Source organism: Duganella sp. Dugasp78 (genome assembly GCF_059491455.1).
In genome coordinates, this window is the sequence record NZ_CP168506.1 from 5,465,357 (window position 1) to 5,483,630 (window position 18,274).

Annotated in this window: 13 protein-coding genes; 4 read left to right on the forward strand and 9 right to left on the reverse strand. The window is 62.4% G+C overall.

Annotation, left to right across the window (positions count from 1 at the left end; translation table 11 throughout):
* Positions 1–58: 58 nt before the first annotated feature.
* Both ACEN9O_RS24215 and ACEN9O_RS24220 read right to left on the reverse strand, forming a co-directional pair.
* The gene (locus tag ACEN9O_RS24215) at positions 59–3,022 is read right to left on the reverse strand and encodes a TonB-dependent receptor (RefSeq protein WP_495614353.1); all 2,964 of its coding nucleotides are present in this window, start codon (positions 3,020–3,022) and stop codon (positions 59–61) included.
* A gap of 89 nt (positions 3,023–3,111) precedes the next feature.
* A complete protein-coding gene (locus ACEN9O_RS24220) occupies positions 3,112–5,712 on the reverse strand; it encodes a glycoside hydrolase family 3 C-terminal domain-containing protein (RefSeq protein WP_495614354.1) in 2,601 nt (866 codons plus the stop codon).
* Positions 5,713–6,228: 516 nt separating this feature from the next.
* On the opposite strand from ACEN9O_RS24220, the gene ACEN9O_RS24225 reads away from it, so the two are divergent.
* From ACEN9O_RS24225 to ACEN9O_RS24240, 4 genes are all read left to right on the forward strand, one after another.
* Positions 6,229–7,119 (forward strand): hypothetical protein, encoded by an 891-nt coding sequence (locus tag ACEN9O_RS24225; protein ID WP_495614355.1) that lies wholly within the window; start codon positions 6,229–6,231, stop codon positions 7,117–7,119.
* Positions 7,120–7,520: 401 nt separating this feature from the next.
* Positions 7,521–9,674: a galactocerebrosidase gene (locus ACEN9O_RS24230; protein ID WP_495614356.1), complete on the forward strand. Its 2,154-nt coding sequence runs from the start codon at positions 7,521–7,523 to the stop codon at positions 9,672–9,674.
* Between the two features lie 391 nt (positions 9,675–10,065).
* Complete coding sequence (locus ACEN9O_RS24235) at positions 10,066–10,425, forward strand: alpha-L-arabinofuranosidase C-terminal domain-containing protein (protein ID WP_495614357.1); 360 nt, start codon at positions 10,066–10,068, stop codon at positions 10,423–10,425.
* Positions 10,426–10,514: 89 nt separating this feature from the next.
* Positions 10,515–12,491 (forward strand): beta-L-arabinofuranosidase domain-containing protein, encoded by a 1,977-nt coding sequence (locus ACEN9O_RS24240; RefSeq protein WP_495614358.1) that lies wholly within the window; start codon positions 10,515–10,517, stop codon positions 12,489–12,491.
* Positions 12,492–12,559: 68 nt separating this feature from the next.
* On the opposite strand, the gene ACEN9O_RS24245 is transcribed toward ACEN9O_RS24240, so the two are convergent.
* From ACEN9O_RS24245 to ACEN9O_RS24275, 7 genes are read right to left on the reverse strand one after another with little or no spacing between them, the layout of a single operon-like run.
* On the reverse strand, positions 12,560–13,027 hold the full coding sequence (locus ACEN9O_RS24245) for a cache domain-containing protein (RefSeq protein WP_495614359.1): 468 nt from the start codon (positions 13,025–13,027) through the stop codon (positions 12,560–12,562).
* Between the two features lie 15 nt (positions 13,028–13,042).
* Positions 13,043–14,143, reverse strand: a complete 1,101-nt coding sequence (locus ACEN9O_RS24250; protein ID WP_495614360.1) for a porin — start codon at positions 14,141–14,143, stop codon at positions 13,043–13,045.
* A gap of 54 nt (positions 14,144–14,197) precedes the next feature.
* Positions 14,198–14,863 carry a maleylacetoacetate isomerase gene (maiA, locus tag ACEN9O_RS24255; RefSeq protein WP_495614361.1) on the reverse strand — a complete coding sequence of 222 codons (666 nt, stop codon included), beginning with the start codon at positions 14,861–14,863 and terminating at the stop codon, positions 14,198–14,200.
* On the reverse strand, positions 14,863–15,585 hold the full coding sequence (locus tag ACEN9O_RS24260) for an ABC transporter ATP-binding protein (RefSeq protein WP_495614362.1): 723 nt from the start codon (positions 15,583–15,585) through the stop codon (positions 14,863–14,865). The genes maiA and ACEN9O_RS24260 overlap by 1 nt, the downstream gene beginning before the upstream one ends.
* Positions 15,582–16,334 carry an ABC transporter ATP-binding protein gene (locus ACEN9O_RS24265; RefSeq protein ID WP_495614363.1) on the reverse strand — a complete coding sequence of 251 codons (753 nt, stop codon included), beginning with the start codon at positions 16,332–16,334 and terminating at the stop codon, positions 15,582–15,584. The genes ACEN9O_RS24260 and ACEN9O_RS24265 overlap by 4 nt, the downstream gene beginning before the upstream one ends.
* Positions 16,331–17,344 (reverse strand): branched-chain amino acid ABC transporter permease, encoded by a 1,014-nt coding sequence (locus ACEN9O_RS24270; RefSeq protein ID WP_495614364.1) that lies wholly within the window; start codon positions 17,342–17,344, stop codon positions 16,331–16,333. The genes ACEN9O_RS24265 and ACEN9O_RS24270 overlap by 4 nt, the downstream gene beginning before the upstream one ends.
* A complete protein-coding gene (locus ACEN9O_RS24275; RefSeq protein WP_495614365.1) occupies positions 17,341–18,264 on the reverse strand; it encodes a branched-chain amino acid ABC transporter permease in 924 nt (307 codons plus the stop codon). The genes ACEN9O_RS24270 and ACEN9O_RS24275 overlap by 4 nt, the downstream gene beginning before the upstream one ends.
* Positions 18,265–18,274 lie beyond the last annotated feature (10 nt).

Here is an 18,274-nt window from a genome sequence, read left to right on the forward strand (position 1 = left end):
CCTTCAAGGGGAGCGGCCAAGACCACGAGCGTGGTCGGGAGAGCGATGAAGACGGTGCTTAGAACTTGTAGCGCGCGCCGATCATGTAACGCGGCCCGGCTTGGGTCACGTTCAAAGTCGATGCTGCCGTGCGACCATGCTGACGCTGGGTGGCATCGGTGAGGTTGATCGCCTCAAGCTGGAAGCTCAGGTTCTTGTTGTAGTTGTAGCCCACGCTGACGTCGACCTGACCGTAGGCATCGGTGTACACCGGCGCCGCACGGTTGCTGCCATCGACGGTCGCGGCCAGGAACTCGTCGCGCCAGTTATACGCCACCCGCACGGACCAGTCCTTGTTCTCGAAAATACCCACCACGTTGGCTGAATTGCTTAAGCCCAGAATGGCGAACTGATCGTTGACATCGGCGTTGTTGTACTTCAGCGGCGAGTGCACATAGGTGTAGTTCGCCTGCACACCGAAACCGCTGTTGCCGAACATATGCTGCACGTTGACCTCGGCGCCACTGACGTTGGCCGATTTCTGGTTGGCATAGGTGGTGGTCTGGAAAACGAGCAGCGGGTCGGTCGGCAGGCCGGTAATGGTACCGTTCAGCATGCCATCGCCTTTCACCCCGGTTTTCGTCACGCCCGGCTGGCCGTCGTAATGACCCAGGATGTAGTTGCGGATGCAGTTGGTATCCGCAGCGCCGCAGCCACTGCCCAAGGCCGCCTTGTAATAGGTGCCGCCGACCGGCGTGTGCAGGTCGTACAGCGTCTGCGAAACCAGGGTCTGGCCGGCGTAGTTATCCAGTTGCTTGCGGAAGTAGGCCAGCGATACCAGGCTCTGTTTGTCGTAATACCATTCCCACGAGAGATCCAGGTTCTTGGACTTGACCGGCTTCAGTGCCGGGTTGCCGACCGAGGCGCTGCCGCCGGTGAAGACGCTGGCGATGGTGCCCAGCGTCAGGCCGCCTTGCAATTGGTCGTAGCGCGCGCGGCCAATGGTGGCGCCGACGCTGGCCCGCAGCTTCATGTCGCTGCGCAGATCGGCATCGAGGTTGATGGCCGGCAGCACGCTGGTGTAGGACGCATCGGTGTTGCTGAATGCCTGGCCACCGAAGGTCAGCGGCAACTCGTTCTGCGCCACCCACACCACGGCGGAGGCCGGCAGCACCTGGGCGACCGAGCTGACCTGGGTGCGTTCCACCCGCACCCCGACCGAGGAGTGGAACGGAATCGTGGTATCCCAATCGCTGTTGAGGGACAGATAGCCCGACGTGGTTTTTTCCTGCAGCGTGCGGTCGGTGTCGGGGGTGCCAAAGTTAGGCAGATAGGCCGCCTGGTTGCCCACCGCGTTCGCGGTCACCTGGCGCACCTTGGCGAAGTCGAAGGTGTACAGCGTGGCGAACAGGTCGGGAGAGTTGGCGCCGCCCAGCTTGTTAAAGAACGAGGGCAGGGAGTTGGCCTGGTACAGGCTGGCCGGATAGTCCGACGCCTTGGTCGCGCCGCCCCAGGTGTTGTTCTGCACGTTGGAGAAGGTCGAGCGGTTGGTGGTGTCGGTGTAGCCGACGCCGAAGTTCAGCTCGGATGCCTCCATCAACTGCAGGCTGCCTTTGGCCTGCGCCTGCTTGATGACCGATTTTTCGTAGCCGTTGTGGAACCACGAGCCTGCGGCCTGGATCGGTGCGGCGGCCAGGTTGGCGGCCGGCATGCTCAGAATCGGCAGCTCGTGGGTAAAGTCGACCTTGGTCGTGCCACGGCTGAAGCTGGCGTTGGACAGCACGTTCTCGCTGCCAAACGGGCTGTCCGAGCCCGACTCGGCGGTGGAGTGGTGGGCGTCGAACTCCAGCTTCAGGCCCGGCCTGACTTTCCAGGCGGCGTTGAAGCCGATCGACTGGTTCTTGGTCTTGGTGGCGAAGTCGCTGCCCACGATCGAGATATCCTGCGGAGTCGGGTAGACCTCGGAATAGGTCAGCGGGCTGACCACGTGTCCGCTCGGCCAGCTGCTGGTCGAGGTCGGCGTCTGGGCGAACCATACGCTGAGCTCGTTACGCTTGGTCTGTATCTTGTTTTCCGAATAGGTGTAGTCGACCGTGGTGGTCAGGTCCTTGACCGGGCGGAACTGGAAGGTCAGCTGGCCGTTGGTGCGCTGCCGCTGGACTGCGGCAACGTTGTAGTTCATATTCTGTGGAACCGAATACAGCGCGTCCGGCGCCGGACGGTTGGTGATGTTCTGCGAACCAGGCTGGCCGGGTTGCGGCAGGGTCTGTCCGTCGATGACCGCCGATCCCAGGTACGGGCCCTGGTAGCCATTGAACAGGCCAGCGCGGTTGAAGCCGGAATCGCGCGACTGGAAGCTGGCGCTCAGCGATACGCCAAAGCGGCCATCGGCGCTGGTGTTCGAATAAATGCCCGAGACCTCCGGCGTGGTGCTATTGCCCTTCATGGAATCTGGCAAATGGTCGTTGGAGGTGTCCTTGACTGCCTTGACGCCGATACTGGAATGCATGCCGGGATTGTCGAACGGACGCCCGGTGATCACATTGATGGTGGCGCCGATGCCGCCGGTCGGGCTGTCGGCGCGGCCGGTTTTATACACCTGCAGTTGCGAAATCGATTCCGACGCCAGGTTCGAAAAGTCAAACGAACGGCCGGACAAATCGCTCAGATCGGTGGTGGGCATCTGGCGGCCATTCAGCAACACCAGGTTGAAGTCCGGTCCCAGGCCACGCACGGTGACTTTCTGCCCTTCGCCATTGCTGCGGTCGATCGAGACGCCGGAAATCCGCTGCAGCGATTCGGCCAGGTTGGTATCGGGGAACTTGCCCATGTCTTCGGCAACGATACCGTCGACAATGCCGTCCGCGTTGCGCTTCAGGTTCAGGGTCGACTGCATACTGGCGCGGATACCCGTCACCATCACTTGCTGGGCATCGGGGGAGGAGGGGGCTGGCGCCTGCTGGGCGTGGCCGGGCATGGCCAGTGCGCTGCAAGCGCCGGCAACTGCCAGGTACATCAAACGACGTTGAAATGGTTTCTGCATAAAATCTCCGATTTTTATTTACTGCGTATCTTTTACGTGGTCTAACGGTTTGATATCCGGTTGCTCGCCTCCTTGTTACTGTTGATGTTTTATAGTTTTAATGACACGGTGCGGTTCAATACCACGGGCGCCTGCTGTCCCGCCACGCCCGTGCCGGGTTGCCCGGAGCCCACGCTCAGCTGGTACTGCCCTGGTGTCAGCTGGCGCCTGCCTTCGCGCGTGACAAAGCTCAGGTCGCGCGGCGTCAGGCGGAAACTGATCTGACGGCTCTCGCCCGCCTTCAACGTGACGCGCTGGAAGCCGCGCAACGCCAGCCGTGGCGCCCCCTCGAACGCCGGCGGCGTCAGGTACAGCTGCGCCACCTCGTCGCCGTCGCGGCTGCCGGTGTTGGTGACTCGGGTGGTAACCACCACACCGTTTTCCGGCGCGCCATCGACCGGCGCAATGTGCAGCGGCGCGTAGCCGAAGCTTGTATAGCTGAGGCCGGCGCCGAAGGCGTAGACCGGCGTGCCCTGGTAATAACGGTAGGTGCGGCCGCGCATGCTGTAGTCGTCAAACGGCGGCAGATCGGCCAGGCTGCGGTAGAAGGTCAACGGCAGGCGGCCGCCCGGATCGGCGCGGCCGCTCAGCACATGGGCAATCGCCATGCCGCCCGACTGACCGGGATACCAGGCTTCCAGAATGGCGGCGGCGTTCTCCTTGGCCCACGACAGGTCGAGCGCGCTGCCGTTCATCAGCACCACCACCAGCGGCTTGCCCAGCGCCTTGGCGCGTTCCAGCAGTTGCCGCTGCTCGGCCGGCAGGTCCAGCGATGTCTTGTCGCCGCCCTCAAAGCCGTCCACCTTGATCGCCATTTCCTCGCCTTCCAGATCGGACGTCAGGCCGACCACGGCGACGATCACGTCGGCATCCGCAGTGGCGCGGCGCAGATCGGCATCGGCGTCGCTGGAAATGCGCTTCCAGAACAAGCCAGGCACGCCGGAGCTGCCGGATTCCGCCTCGAAGTGCAGGGGATAGTGCTGGCCTTGCTCCAGCCGCACCGTGGTCAGTTGCAGCGGCTCGCCCCATTTCGAATACTCGGTGGCCTCGACCACCGCCTTGCCGCCTGCCTTCAGCGCGCCTTTGACGCCGCTGACGCCCAGCCGGTACAAGCCGCTTTCCGGCACGCTCAGCTCGCCATCCCAGACGACCTTGTGATGATCGGCGACCGCCTTGAATTGCAGGCCATGCGCCTCGAGTCCCGGTTCATTGAGGCTCAACACCGGCTGCTTGTCGTATTGCTGACCGTTGCGGTTGTAGTACTCGACGCGCAAGCCCGGCTGGCCATCCGGCGCGCGCAAGGCGGAGGCCGGCACCGGATCGCCGTCAGTGATCGAGGCGCCGGCGGATGCCAGCGTGATCTGCGCCTGCGGCAGCACGCGGCGCAAGCCTTCCAGCACCGACACCGGCGGCGCCGACAGGGTCGACGAGTAATTGCCGCGCAGGACGCGCGTGGCATCCGCCAGCGGACCGATCATCGCCAGTTTCAGTCCCGGCTTGAGCGGCAGCACACCGTCGTCGTTCTTCAGCAGCACCAGGCTGCGGGTAGCCGCTTGCAGCGCCAGCGCCTGGTGCTCGGGCGTGTTGATGGCGCTGACCGGCACCGCCTGGACCTGGCGCTGCGGCAGGCCGGCCAGGTCGCCGTTACGGTAGCGCGCCGAGAACAGGCGCACCAGGGCCTGGTCGATGTCGGCCATGCTGATCAGTCCACGCTGCCAGGCTTCGCGATAGCGCTCCCCCAGTCCCGGCGTTTCGCCCAGGGTCCTGGTATTGCACTCGTTGTCGGTGCCGGCCTTCAGCGCCACCGCCACGGCGGCGGCCGGGTCGGCGGCGTATTTGTGCTGTTCCGAAATATCGGTCACCGCATCGCAATCGGAAACCACATAGCCCTTGAACCCCCAGGCGCCGCGCAAATGCTGCTTCATCAGCAGCTCGCTGCCGCAGGCCGGCTGGCCGTCGATGCGGTTGTAGGCGCACATGATGGAGCCGGCCTGGGCATCGACAATGGCGGCGCGGAAGGCCGGCAGATAGGTGTCCTCCAGATCGTGCGCGGAAACGAACACGTTCGCTGCATGGCGGGTCGATTCCGGTCCGCTGTGCACGGCGAAGTGCTTGGGCGTCGCGATCACGTCCGGCAAATCCGGGTTGCTGCCCTGGATGCCGCGGATGAACGCGACACCCAGCGACGCTGTCAGGTAAGGGTCCTCGCCATAGGTTTCCTGGCCGCGCCCCCAGCGCGGGTCGCGGAAGATGTTGATGTTGGGCGACCAGGTATCGAGCCCGGTGCCGATGCGTCCCAGGTGGCCGGTCTCACGTCCCAGCGTGTGCAGGGCCCGCACTTCGGTGCTGATGGCCGCGGCCACCTGTTGTAGCATCGGCGCGTCGAAGCTGGCGGCCAGGCCTATCGGTTCGGGGAAGTTAGTGGTGGGCAGCGGCCCCAGCGCGCCGTGCAGCGACTCAGTCCACCAGTTGTAGGCCGGGATGCCCAAGCGCGGCACGGCTGGCGCCACGTTCAGCAACTGATCGATCTTCTCGTCCAGCGTCAGTTGCGCCACCAGCTTATGGGCGTGCGCCTCCGCAGCACCGCGCGTGTCTGCGCCGTGGGCGGGGAGGGGCATGGCAGCAGCCAGCACGAATGCCTGTGCCGCCATGCCTTTCCACCTGCGATTCGTGTCTCCAGCTTGGCCCTGTTGGCGGGCCTTTTTATTTCGCATGTTAGGTTCCATGTTAGTGAAGCCAAAAATGTTTGCGATAACATTTTTTTTCAATATGACAAATGTAATCGTTATATATCAATTGACCAATGAATTTTTTGTTGCGATTGATATCTAAATTGGTATCGCACGGAAAGGATTCCAATTGGCCATTGGTCCGCAATCAGGCCATGAGGGCGCAAAGATAGGCTCGAAGTGATGATTTCTGATGTTTTATTGGTACTGCTTCGCCATTTTCCGGGAAGCTGCCTGACAAGCAGTTCGCGGTTCCCAAAAACACCTTATTGCACCGTATCCATGATATTTTCTGAGTACGAGCGTACCGATTGGCTAGGCACTTCTGAGCCATGGCGGCCAGGGAATTGATTTGACGCGGCACATTTTTAACGGAAAGAGATGCGTTCACACCCTGACATATCGAACACTGCGACTGATTCGTTGCAGCAGTTAGTGATGGATATCACGCGATGTCGTCTGGCCCGTAAGGTGCTGGGACAGGCCGGGGCGGCGCTCGATAGCAGCGCGGTACGCTGCGCACCAATTGTGCTGTCGCAGTTGATTGCGGAAGACAGCCCGCCCACCGATCCCCATCGCAGCGCGGAGGATAATGCGGACCGCTGGCTGGTGCCAGAGCCATGGAACGGTGACCTGGCCCGCGCACCGCTGTTATTCATCGGCCAGAATCCTTCCGCAAGTTTTGCCGAGGATTACCCCCGACTTAAGGAGGCGCTGCAGGATGGCGACGGTTCCGTAATGACGTTGCGGTTCCAAGAGCGATTTGATAAGTGGATTCAGGACGGCGTCAGGGTGAAGCAGCTGCCCGGCCAGGATCGGGAGTATGCCCCCGCCAATCGGTTTCTAGGCCGTGTCAAGAAAGTGGCGCAGCACCTTTATGGACCAGGTTGGAATCCAGTTCCCGGCCGCGACTACGCGCTGACGGAGGGCGTGCGATGCAAAGCCAGACATGCGCTTGGCTTGGATGAGGCGCTGGGAAACTGCGCCGGATTGTACATGCGGCGCACGTTGTATTTCAGCGGCGCCGCCGTGATTGTGTGCATGGGTGTCGTCGCGTGCCGTGCACTCCATCTAGCGCTAGGCAAGGACGACGACCTAACCGACTTTCAGGGCCGGGCCGGTGAGGTCCAGACGCGCGAATGGGAGATTGAAAGGCAAGGCGGCGCGTCCAAGGTCTTGGTCATGTTTTTGCGGCACCCCAGTGCTTTCGGCAAAGTGCAGAAACTGGACGAGGGCGAGGATCGGGGAGCGAAGGGCGCCAGCAAGGAAGTCAGCGATCAGATTGACCGAGTCAGGCGCCATCTCGCCGCAGCGCTTCAGTTAGGCTGAGTCGATCCCCACATTTACTTCGGAGCGCTCAGGACGCTGTCCGTCCAGTGAAGTAAAACTGTCGCCTCATCAAATACGTAAGTCTTTGATTTGATAATGTTACGCTCCTGCACATTGTCAGATTTACTTCACACACCATTGGCGAGCAATCTGTCACGCCAACGACCGGTCGAGTGACAGTGATGTAACCTGTTGATTTTTATGGTTCTGTAATTTTCGCCGATTTGCGCTTACAACTCCTAAATGTTGGGCTTTTTGTTCTCAACAATCGCGGAAATGGCAAACTTCGCGGCCATAAACTTGTATAAAATTGCTCACCTTTAATTTCAACTTATAGTAGTACGGGCCGATCCGACGTCTCCGCCGTAGGTTTATAAAGAAAACTCTGAGGGAATCTTACGATGCACGAGCACATCATTTGGCCGCTATTGATCGCAGCATTGACCGTCCTGCCCAGCGGGATGGCCGCGGCCGAATCATCCGGCATCCAACGCATCGAGCTGAAGGGGGACGCCGGCGGAAAGCGCTTTGATGGCATCGGCATTGTGGACGGTGGCGGGGCCACGTCGGTCCTGCTGAAGGATTACCCGGAGCCTCAGCGTAGCCAGATCCTGGACTTGATGTACAAGCCCAAGTTCGGCGCCTCGGTGAGCGCCTTGATGGTTGAAATCCCCGGCGACGGCAACTCGACGCAGGGCTCCATGCCCAGCCATATGCATACCCGGAACGAACTCGATTACACCCGCGGCTATACCTGGTGGGTGATGCAGGAGGCAAAGAGACGAAATCCCGCACTCACCCTGGATGCCACGGCCTGGAGCGGTCCAGGGTGGCTCGGCGACAATGGCAAGCGTTTCACGAAGGATCGGGATTTTTTTACACCGGACGCGGTTGATTACTACGTGAGCTGGCTCAAGGGACTGCGCGCGGTGTACAGGCTGGAGCTCGACGCAATCGGCAGCCGCAATGAGAAGGGCGTCAACTACGATTTCGTCAAGACGCTGCGCGCAAGGCTGAACGCGAATGGCTTCGGCAATGTGAAGGTCCACAGTTTCGACAATTGGATGGATTCGAAGTATGATTTCGTCAAGGACATGCTTGGCGATAAGGAGCTGAGCGATTCCATCGACATCATCAGCGCTCACGTCAACGTGCTCGATAAATACAGGGTCCCGCAGGCAGTGCGGGAAGCGGCCGCCAGCATGGGCAAACCCTTGTGGAATTCCGAGGGACACGTGTACATCGCGGGCTATGACGGGGCGATAGGCGTGGTTCGCGCCTTCAACGAAAATTACATCCATAGCGGCATTACCAAGATCGTCAACTGGTATGGCATCGCCGGCGTCTACACCACGGAGCCCTATAACGGCGAGAAGGAAGCGGCCATCCGCGCGAGCTGGCCGTGGAGTGGCCATTACCGCTTGAATCCGCAGGTGTGGGCCTATGCCCACTACGGCCAGTTCACGGAGGTCGGCTGGACCTACCTGAACGGGGCAAGCGGCGAACTGGCCGGCGGCGGCAGCTTCGTCACCCTCATGTCGCCCCGCAAGGACTTCAGTGTCATCATCGAAACCAGGGAGGCCAAGGCGCCGCAGCAGCTGCGCCTCGAGGTGGGCGGCGGCTTGTCCACGCAAGACCTGGCGGTCTGGCGCAGCAATGAGAAGGAGCAATTCGTCCGCCTCGCCGATCTCCGGCCACAGCAGGGCGTGGTCACGCTCGCGCTGGATCCGAATTCCATCTATTCTCTGACAACGACGCGGGGCCAGCAAAAAGGCGTATTTTCCGACGTCCCCGTGCTGAAGGCTTTCCCATTCCCATATCGTGAGACTTTCGAGCAGTACGCGCGGCCCAAGGAATGGGGCCATTTGCCGCGCTATTTCGCGGACATTGCGGCCGTATTTGAACTGACGTCCTGTCCGGGCGGGAAGGGCAAATGCATGCGGCAGGCCGTTCCCGTACCCACCCATTCCTGGGCGCCGGAATGGAAGCCCTATACCATCATCGGCGACGACCAGTGGTCGGATTACGAGGTCAGCGCCGACGTCTACCTGAACCCCGGTGACACGGCGGGGGTGATGGGACGCATCAATCACGTGGGAACGGGTTTCGGCGTCGTCCCGAAAGGCTACTTCCTGCAATTGAGCGAGGGCGGCCAGATCGAGTTGTTGGTGGTGCGCGGACCGGCGGACAAAAAGGCGCTGGTGGGCGACGCCGAGCAGCAGGCTTTGATCAAAGCGCAGAATGATGCCAGCGAGGGCGGCGAGAAAGTGCTCGCTGTCGCGCAAGTGCCGGGAGTCGGTGCGAAGCGCTGGCATAACTTGAAGCTACAGTTCAAGGGCACTGCGATCACGGGCTACGTGGACGGCAAACCGGTCCTCGCCGCGACGGACGGTTTGTACGGCAAAGGAATGGCGGGCTTGATGGCGGGGGCGCACGCGGAAAAGCTCGACATGCCGTATTTCGACAACGTGACGGTAAATCAGGTCAACGGCCCGCTGCCTAAACCTTCGACCGCTCTGCCTGGGCAGGGACCGATGTATCGCCGCTCGAAATAGTTCGCGACCTAATCACAATCCTGTGCGGGACTTTCGACGATTTGCGTGATAGGCATGCATATCGAAATTAAGCACTTCCGCGCAGGAGGGTAGCCAGATGCGGTTGCCCACATCCAGCCCCCGAGGAACTGTGCATGATCAAAGAAATAGTAATTACTTTTCGGCACCAAAATCTATTTTACATAATATAAATTATGCGAAATTTAGGCGCCGCCGCAAAGTTGGAGAGAAAACGTTGCCGCATTGGCGTTTTTCACAATTGCCGCGCAAAACGTATTTCCGTAGGATCCGTCACGCATGATGGCGCGAAACCAATGACGACGACCTCCAGCCGACGACGCTCACCGTGACCTGATCCCCAGTCAGCATCGACACAGAAAGCGAATAAACCATGAGACCAGTCTTCCTGACAGCCAGCACCATCGCGGCGCTGCTCGCCGGTGCCCCGCTGGCCGCGCCGGCGCTGTATTGGGTGGCCACGCGGCGCGAGCAGGATGGGCGTATGCAGCTCAAGCTGGCGAGCCGCGCCGCAACGCCGCAGTCGGTGCGCGTCTCCCTGTCGGGCGTGAAACACGTGGCGCCCACCGGCACGCTGACGGTGCTGAGCTCGGCCCATCCCGACGTCGGCAACACCTTGGCCGAGCCGCAGCGCATCGTACCGGTGACACGCAGCATCAAGAACGTGGCGCGGGAATTCACGGTCGTCGTGCCGGCATATTCCGTGTCGGTGCTTGAAATCAACGCCAGATAGTCGCCCGCTCCGCTCCCCTGCTCCGGCGGCACGTACTTCAACTATCGCATCCAAAGAAAGACTTTCTTATGCCCTTCACCCGACGTTCCATGCTCAAGGCCACCCTCGCGATGCTGCCGGCACATTGTGCCGCTCGCGAACTTGACGAGCTTGCGCCTCCCGTGCCGGGTGCCGCAGTGACTATTCCAGTTGATGCGGCGCGTGCCTTCCTGGCAAACCAGGTGCGTTTGCTGCCGGGAAGTCCGTTTTATGTGCGACAGGAGCTGCATCGCAAAGGCGTGCTCGCGTCCTACGATCCTGATAAGTTGCTGTACTCCTACCGCGCTTTGGCCAAGCTTCCCCAGAAAGAAGGCATAGTGGGCGGCTACGACGGCTGGGACAGTGGATTTCTCCGGGGGCACATGACAGGACACTATTTGTCCGCCGCCTCGCGCATGGCGGCGGCTACGGGAAGCATCCTTTTTCGCGACCGGGTCAACTACCTCGTGGGAGAGCTCGCCAAATGTCAGAAGGCCCTGAACCTGCATGGTTACCTGGCCGCCTTTTCCACGGCCGCCTTTGACCAGCTTGAAGGCAGGCCCGGGGCCGATGCCGAGGGCATCGGTGTGCCTTACTATACGATCCAGAAAATCATGTCGGGCCTGCTCGACGCGCACTCTTATGTCGGCAACGCGCAGGCGCTCGACGTGGCCACCCAGATGGCCGATTATTTTGAAAAACGCCTCGCGGGGCTCGACGCGGCGCAGATTGACAAGATGTTCCGCACGGACGGCAGCCGCAATCCGCAAAACGAATTTGGCGCGATGAGTGACGCTCTGACGGAACTCTTCAAAATCAGCAAAGATCCCCGGCATCTCGACGCCGCCCGCATGTTCAACCGCACATGGTTTGTCGGCCCGCTTGCGGACGGCGAGGACAGGCTGGGCGGCTTGCACGCCAACACGCACATCGCGCAGGCAGTGGGCTTGGCCAACTGCGCGAACGCCGATGGCAACCTGGTGGAACTGAAGGCGTCCGAGAACTTCTGGCGACTGGTGGTTCAAAAGCATACGTTTGCCAACGGAGGCAACTCGTTCAACGAATGGTTCGACAAACCCGGCGTGGAGGCCGGCCCGTCCATCGATGATGGGAAGGTATTGCCCGCCACAACCGCCGAAACCTGCAGCACCCACAACATGCTCAAGCTGACCGCCCGGCTTTTCGAGCGCAACCCGCGTGCGGATTTTGCCGACTACTACGAGCGTGCGTTGTACAACCACGTGCTGGCGTCGGTGGCGACCGATTCGGGCGCCATGACCTACTTCACGCCGTTCCATGGCGGCTTTCGCACCTATCTTAACGGCAGCTTTTGCTGCTCGGGCACCGGTATTGAAAACACCGGGCGCTACAACGAAGGCATTTACTTTCACAAGAATGATGCACTGTGGGTGAACCTGTATATCCCATCCGAGCTCAGCTGGCACGAGGCCGGAATTGTTTTGAGGCAGCAAGGGGATATCACGCGGGGTGAGCCCGTGCGCTTTACGGTGATCAAGCCTGGACCCAACGCCGTGACGCTCAATTTACGAATTCCGGCGTGGGTCGCCAAACCGGTCGCACTAGAGATCAACGGGAAGCCGCAAAATGTGGACGCAAAGCCCACCAGCTATATCTCGCTAACGCGGCGATGGAAAGCCGGTGACGTGATCGTCCTTACCCTTCCCGCAGGGCTGCGGCTGGAGCAAGCCAGGGACATCTCCTCGATGGTCTCTGTATTCCACGGTCCTGTATTGCTGGCCGGTGAACTCGGCAAGGACAACATGCCTGGCAGCGACGTGGGCGACAAGGATGCCTACCTGAAGAACGCGGGGGCGCCGGTTCCCGATATCGTTAGCACCTCGAGCAATCCCGCGGACTGGCTCGCCCCACTCCCCGGCGATCCGTCGGCGTTCAAGATTAAGGACGCCGGTCCGGCAGACGGAATAGTCCTTCGACCGTTATTTGACCTGCACCATCAACGTTATTCCGTTTACTGGCGCCTTCGCAAAGACACAGTCCGTGACCGTCTGCCCATAGTCGGCACATAGATCGGCGTAGCCACCGCGATGACGACCAGCCGGGAGCGCGCTGCAGCCCCCGGCTCATTGCCTCTACGTTATTTCTTGTACACGCCACTGAGAACGAAATAGTCGTCGATCCGTTCCAGGTAGGTGACGCGCGGTTCCATCTTCTGGCTGACCGGATTGACCCATTCGAACTCGACCCAGCCACTGCCCTTGGTCTTGGCCAGCTCGATCTGCTCGCGTACAAAGGCCTTGCCGTTGACGTCCTTGATGTCGAGCAGGTTCTTGCCGATCAACTTGGGATTGACGCCGTGGGCCAGCATCACGCCGTTCAGGTCCAGCGCGGCGATGTACAGGTCGCGGTCGACGAACTGGCCTTTCGGCCGGCTGAATTCGGCAAGCGCCTTGTCCTTGCCGTTCTGGCGGACGTAGCCGATGGCCTTCTTCACCATGGCCACCGCCTCCTCCTTCGAGGCAGCCTGCTGGTCGGCCGCCATCGCGCCGAAGCACGAAGACATGAACAACCAGGCGAAGATAAATTTAAACACTTTTGCACGCATGATCTGGTCTCCTGATTAGAACGAGTGGCGGATGCCGGTCGAAACGCCGGACTGGTTCATCCCGGTACCCACCGTGCCGCCCGCGTCGAGCGCAATGGCGGCCTGGCCGGCGTTCTTCATGTAGCCTACCGAGCCGTAGACTGCGGTACGCTTGGACAGATAATAGGTCAAGCGCAGCACCGCCAGCGTGGAGTCGTTGCCACTGTCCTTGACGTCGTGACGCGCCACCTGCCCATCCAGCGTCATGAAAGGCAGCAACGGGTAGCTGGCCCCGACGTAGATCAGGTTGGACTCCAGGTTATTGGCCAGCGTGGCCGCCACCTTCTTGCGCGCCATGATGCCGGCGCCGATGCGTACGTCGCCGGCCATGGCGTAGCCGTTCAGCGTGGTGCGGCGGTCGTTGCTGTCGCTGGTGGTCAAACCGGCCGCTGCGCCGGTGTTACCGTACATGATGTCGTAGCTGGCGGTGACGCCGAAACGCTTGTTGTCATAGCCCAGCAGCGCCGTCACCTGGCGACAAGCCTTGGCGTTGCCCGCCACCTCGCCCGCGCAGTTGGTGGCGGCCGGGCCGCCGGCGCTGGAGGCGTCACGGCCGAAGCTGTAGGTCGTGCCCACGGTGAAATCGCCGAAGATGCCGAGGTAACCGACGGCGTTGTCGCTGCGGGCATTCGGGATGTACGGGTCGATGCTGGAGATGCTGAACAGGTTGGGCCCCATCACGTCCGACTTGAGCGTGGCCATGAAGGTCATATTGTTCTGGCGGCCCACGGTCAGCGTGCCGTAGCTCCCTTTCAGGCCGACGTTGGCCTGGCGGCCGAACAGGCGGTTGCCCTGCCCCATCGTACCGGTGTCCACGCCGATGCCGCTTTCCAGCACGAACACGGCCTGCAAGCCGTCGCCCAGGTCTTCCGTGCCACGGAAGCCGATACGCGACGGGAAGCTGCTGGTCAGGCTGGGCACTTTGACGACGGAATTGCCGGCCGCATTGGTATTGTTGGTGTAGGCCACGCCACTGTCCACGATGCCGTAGACCGTCACGTTGCTCTGCGCCGTGGCGGCATGGGCGGCCAGGACGCCAATCATTGCGATGGCGCCACCGATTGCGGTTTTCTTCATTACTTTGTCTCCAGGTTGTAAATGAGGTGCTACGGGGTGAAACGGTTTATTCGTTTATTCGCTGTCGGGCTGAAGTCCCGGATGCGCCAGCTGGAACGCCGGCAGCTGCTGGCAGGCCGCGTCGATGGCCAGCAAGGTCGGGAACGGCGTCAGGTCCAGGCCGAAGCGGCGCGCCGCGAACAGCTGCGGCACCAGGCAGCAATCGGCCATGGTCGGCGTATCGCCGACGCAGTAGCGGCCGCGCAGCTCATCGCGGATCAGGTCCGCTTCCAGCGCAGCCAGACCGATGCCGTGCCAGTGGCTGATCCAGGCGCCTTTCGCTGCCTCGTCCAGGCCCATCGGCCCGGTGAGATACTTCAGCACGCGCAGGTTGTTGAGCGGGTGGATGTCGCAGGCCATCGACAGCGCCAGCTGGCGCACGCGGGCGCACTCGCCCGGTGTGGCCGGCAGCAGCGCCACGGCCGGATAGGCTTCGTCCAGGTATTCGATGATCGCCAGCGACTGGCTGATATCCAGCACGCCATCGCTCAGCACCGGCACCAGCTGGTGCGGATTGCGGGCGCGGAAGCCAGGCTGGAACTGCTCGCCGCCGTTGCGGTTCAGGTGCACCGACAGGTATTCGTACGGCAGTCCTTTCAAGCCCAGCGCGATGCGCACGCGGTAGGCGGAAGAACTGCGAAAATAATTGTGCAGCACCAGCTGCGTTGCGCTTTCCTGCATTACGACACTCCCAAGTATTGTTGAACGATGTGCGGCTCGGCGCGCAGCGCTTCCGAACTGCCCTGCCAGACCACTTTGCCCTTTTCCAGCACGACATGGCGGTCGGCGAACTTGAGCAAGGCGCCGACGTTCTTGTCGATGACGATCTGCGACAAGCCCTCCGCCTTCAATGCAGCCAGCGCGGCCCAGATCTCGGCGCGGATGATGGGCGCCAGGCCTTCGGTGGCCTCGTCCAGCACCAGCAGCAGCGGGTTGGTCATCAGCGCGCGGCCGATGGCCAGCATCTGCTGCTCGCCGCCGGACAGCTGCCAGCCATGGTTGCCGCGCCGCTCCTTCAGGCGCGGGAAGAATCGGTAGACGCGCTCCAGGTCCCACGGCTGCAGGCTGCGCTGCGTATGGCGCGGCGCGCGCGCGGTAGCCACCAGGTTCTCCTCCACCGACAAATTGGCGAACACCTGCCGCCCTTCCGGCACCAGCCCCAATCCCAACCGCGCGATGTGGTGCGACGCCAGGCTGGCCAGCGGCTTGCCGCCAAACGAGATCGCGCCGGCCTTCAACGGCAGCATGCCGAACAGGCATTTGATGGTGGTGGAACGTCCCATGCCGTTACGGCCCAGCAGCGTGACCACCTCGCCGGCCTGCACGTCGAAGCTGACGCCGAACAGCGCCTGCGCATGGCCGTACGATGCGTGCACGTCGCGCACTTCCAGTAAATTCGTCATGCCTCGCCCTCCTCTTCGCCCAGGTACACGGCGCGTACCTCGGGGTGGTTGCGGATCTGGTCCGGCGTGCCGCTGAACAGCACCTTGCCGTAGACCAGAACCGTGATGCGGTCGGCCAGCGCGAACACCGCGTCCATGTCGTGCTCGATCAGCAGGATCGAATAGCGGCCCTTGAGGCGGGCCAGCATGGTCACCACCTCCGCCGACTCCTGCACGCTCATGCCGGCCATGGGCTCGTCGAGCAGCAGGAATTTGGGCTGGGCGGCCAGCGCCATCGCCAGTTCCAGCTGGCGGCGCTCGCCGTATCCAAGGTCGGCGGCCGGCAGCTCTGCCAGCGGCGCCAGGCCGCAGTCGCGCAACGCCGCGTCGGCCGCCTGCACCTGGGCGGTACGCGACATCATCGGCTGCCAGAAGCGCCAGCCATGTTCGCGCGCACCCACTGCGGCCAGCACGGCGTTTTCACGCACCGTGAAGTCCTCGAAGATGGAGGTGATCTGGTAGGATCGCAGCAGCCCGCGCCGCGCCCTGCTGTGGATCGGCAACGCGGTCACGTCCTCGCCGTCGTACCAGACCTTGCCCTCGTTGGAGGCCAGTTCGCCGGACAGCTGGTTGATCAGCGTGGTCTTGCCGGCGCCATTGGGGCCGATGATGGCGTGCAGTTCTCCGGGACGAATGTCGAGCGACACCGAGTCCGTGACCAGGATGCCGCCATAGCGTTTGACCAGCGCTTCGGTTCTCAGGATGGTCATGCGTGTTCCTCCACCGCGCGCACCGGCACCGTCGCTATCGCGGGGACCGCCGCGGCCTTGCGCGGCGCCAGCTTCTCCAGCAGGCCCGCCAGGCCGGCGGTGCGCAGCAGCGCAACCAGGAAGATCGCCAGGCCGAAGATCGCGGCCCAGGATTCGGTGGCCATCTTCAGCACCTCCTCGGCGCCCATGAACACCACAGCGCCCAGCAAGGGACCAAACACCGTACCCAGGCCACCCAGCACGATCATCACGATCAAGTCGCCGGACACCATCCAGCTCAACGTGGCCGGCGAGGCGAACGCGGTCAGGTTAGCCAGCAGCATGCCGGCCACGCCGCACAGCACCGCCGACATGACATAGGCCGCCAGTTGATAGCGCTGGCCGCGCAAGCCGATGGCGTTGATGCGGCGCGGATTCTGGCGCGCGCCGCGCAGCACCATGCCGAACGGCGCCACCCGCAGCCGCGCCGACCACCATATCACCAGGCACAGTACGACGAAGGCGACGGTGTAGGCGACCGTCGGCTGGCCCAGGTCCATCCCAAAGAAGCGGCTTGTGGCGGCGATGGGCGTGCCGTCGTCGCCGCCGTACTGTTTCAGGCTGACGAAGACGAAATATCCCATCTGCGCAAACGCCAGCGTGATCATGATGAAGCCGATGCCAGTGGTACGCAGGCTGATGGCGCCGGTCAGCAGTCCGACCAGGCCGCAGGCCACCACGCACACCGCCAGATGCAGCCAGCCGTTGTCGATGCCGTGATAGGCGGGGATCGCCACGCTGTAGGCACCTATACCGAGGAACAGCGCGTGGCCCAGGCTGACCAGTCCACCGAAGCCCAGCGCCAGGTTCAGCGCGCTGGCGGCGATCGCGTAGATCAGGATGCGGGCAAAGAAGACCACGTAGAACGGCTGGTCGGCGATGCCGGCGGCCCAGGGCACCAGCGCCAGAGCGCCCAGCAGCAGCACCGGCACCAGCGTCGCCGGCCGGCGCAGGGAGTTAAATGGAGTCATCGAGTCCTCTCAGTCGGGAACAGGCCTTGCGGGCGCAACGCCAGCACCAGGGCCATGAGCAGATACACCAGCATCGACGCCAGCGCCGGTCCGGCCGCATTGGCGACGTCGCGGCTGGCCAGTTCGCGCAGCAGCGTGGGCAGGAAGGCGCGGCCCAGCGTGTCGGCGGTACCGACGATCAGCGCCGCATAGAACGCGCCGCTGACCGAGCCGATGCCGCCGATGACGATCACCACCAGTGCCGTGATCAGCACCGGCTCGCCCATGCCGGTCTGGATCGACATGATGGGACCGGCCATCACGCCGGCCAGCCCGGCCAGCGCCGCGCCCAGCGAGAACAGCACCGCGTTGAGCAGCTTGATGTCCACGCCCAGCGCCGACACCATGGCAGGATTGACCGACCCGGCACGAATCAACATGCCGAGCCGGGTCTTGTGCATCAGCAGATGGGCGCCCACCGCCACCGCCAGCCCGACCACGATGATCGCGAAGCGGTAGCTGGGGTAGCTGATGCCGAGCAGGTCGACGGTGCTCTCCAAAAAGCCCGGCAGCGGCAAGAAATACGGCTGCGGCCCCCAGATCATGCGGGTGACTTCATTAAAGAACAGCACCAGGCCGAAGGTGGCTAGCACATGGTCCAGGTGATCGCGCCCATACAGCCGCGAGATGGCGGCGCGTTCCAGCGCGAAGCCCAGCGCCACGCAGCCGGCGATGGCGGCCAGCAGCGCCAGTCCGAAGGAGCCGGTATGCTGCCAGGCGGTCGCCGCGAAATAGGCGCCCAGCATGTACAGCGAGCCATGCGCCAGGTTCACGAAGCTCATGATTCCGAACACCAGCGTCAGGCCGGCCGCCAGCAGGAACAGCAGCACACCGTACTGCAGCCCGTTGAGCAGCTGCGTCAATAGCAGTTGGATGGTCATGCCGTTCTAC

Bases quoted from the DNA above. Each gene is read 5' to 3' on its own strand.
- ACEN9O_RS24270 (WP_495614364.1), bottom strand. From the start codon at position 17,344: ATGACTCCATTTAACTCCCTGCGCCGGCCGGCGACGCTGGTGCCGGTG.
- ACEN9O_RS24245 (WP_495614359.1), bottom strand. From the start codon at position 13,027: ATGCGTGCAAAAGTGTTTAAATTTATCTTCGCCTGGTTGTTCATGTCT.
- maiA (WP_495614361.1), bottom strand. From the start codon at position 14,863: ATGCAGGAAAGCGCAACGCAGCTGGTGCTGCACAATTATTTTCGCAGT.
- ACEN9O_RS24240 (WP_495614358.1), top strand. From the start codon at position 10,515: ATGCTCAAGGCCACCCTCGCGATGCTGCCGGCACATTGTGCCGCTCGC.
- ACEN9O_RS24215 (WP_495614353.1), bottom strand. From the start codon at position 3,022: ATGCAGAAACCATTTCAACGTCGTTTGATGTACCTGGCAGTTGCCGGC.
- ACEN9O_RS24220 (WP_495614354.1), bottom strand. From the start codon at position 5,712: ATGGCGGCACAGGCATTCGTGCTGGCTGCTGCCATGCCCCTCCCCGCC.
- ACEN9O_RS24275 (WP_495614365.1), bottom strand. From the start codon at position 18,264: ATGACCATCCAACTGCTATTGACGCAGCTGCTCAACGGGCTGCAGTAC.
- ACEN9O_RS24235 (WP_495614357.1), top strand. From the start codon at position 10,066: ATGAGACCAGTCTTCCTGACAGCCAGCACCATCGCGGCGCTGCTCGCC.
- ACEN9O_RS24265 (WP_495614363.1), bottom strand. From the start codon at position 16,334: ATGACCATCCTGAGAACCGAAGCGCTGGTCAAACGCTATGGCGGCATC.
- ACEN9O_RS24225 (WP_495614355.1), top strand. From the start codon at position 6,229: ATGGATATCACGCGATGTCGTCTGGCCCGTAAGGTGCTGGGACAGGCC.
- ACEN9O_RS24230 (WP_495614356.1), top strand. From the start codon at position 7,521: ATGCACGAGCACATCATTTGGCCGCTATTGATCGCAGCATTGACCGTC.
- ACEN9O_RS24250 (WP_495614360.1), bottom strand. From the start codon at position 14,143: ATGAAGAAAACCGCAATCGGTGGCGCCATCGCAATGATTGGCGTCCTG.
- ACEN9O_RS24260 (WP_495614362.1), bottom strand. From the start codon at position 15,585: ATGACGAATTTACTGGAAGTGCGCGACGTGCACGCATCGTACGGCCAT.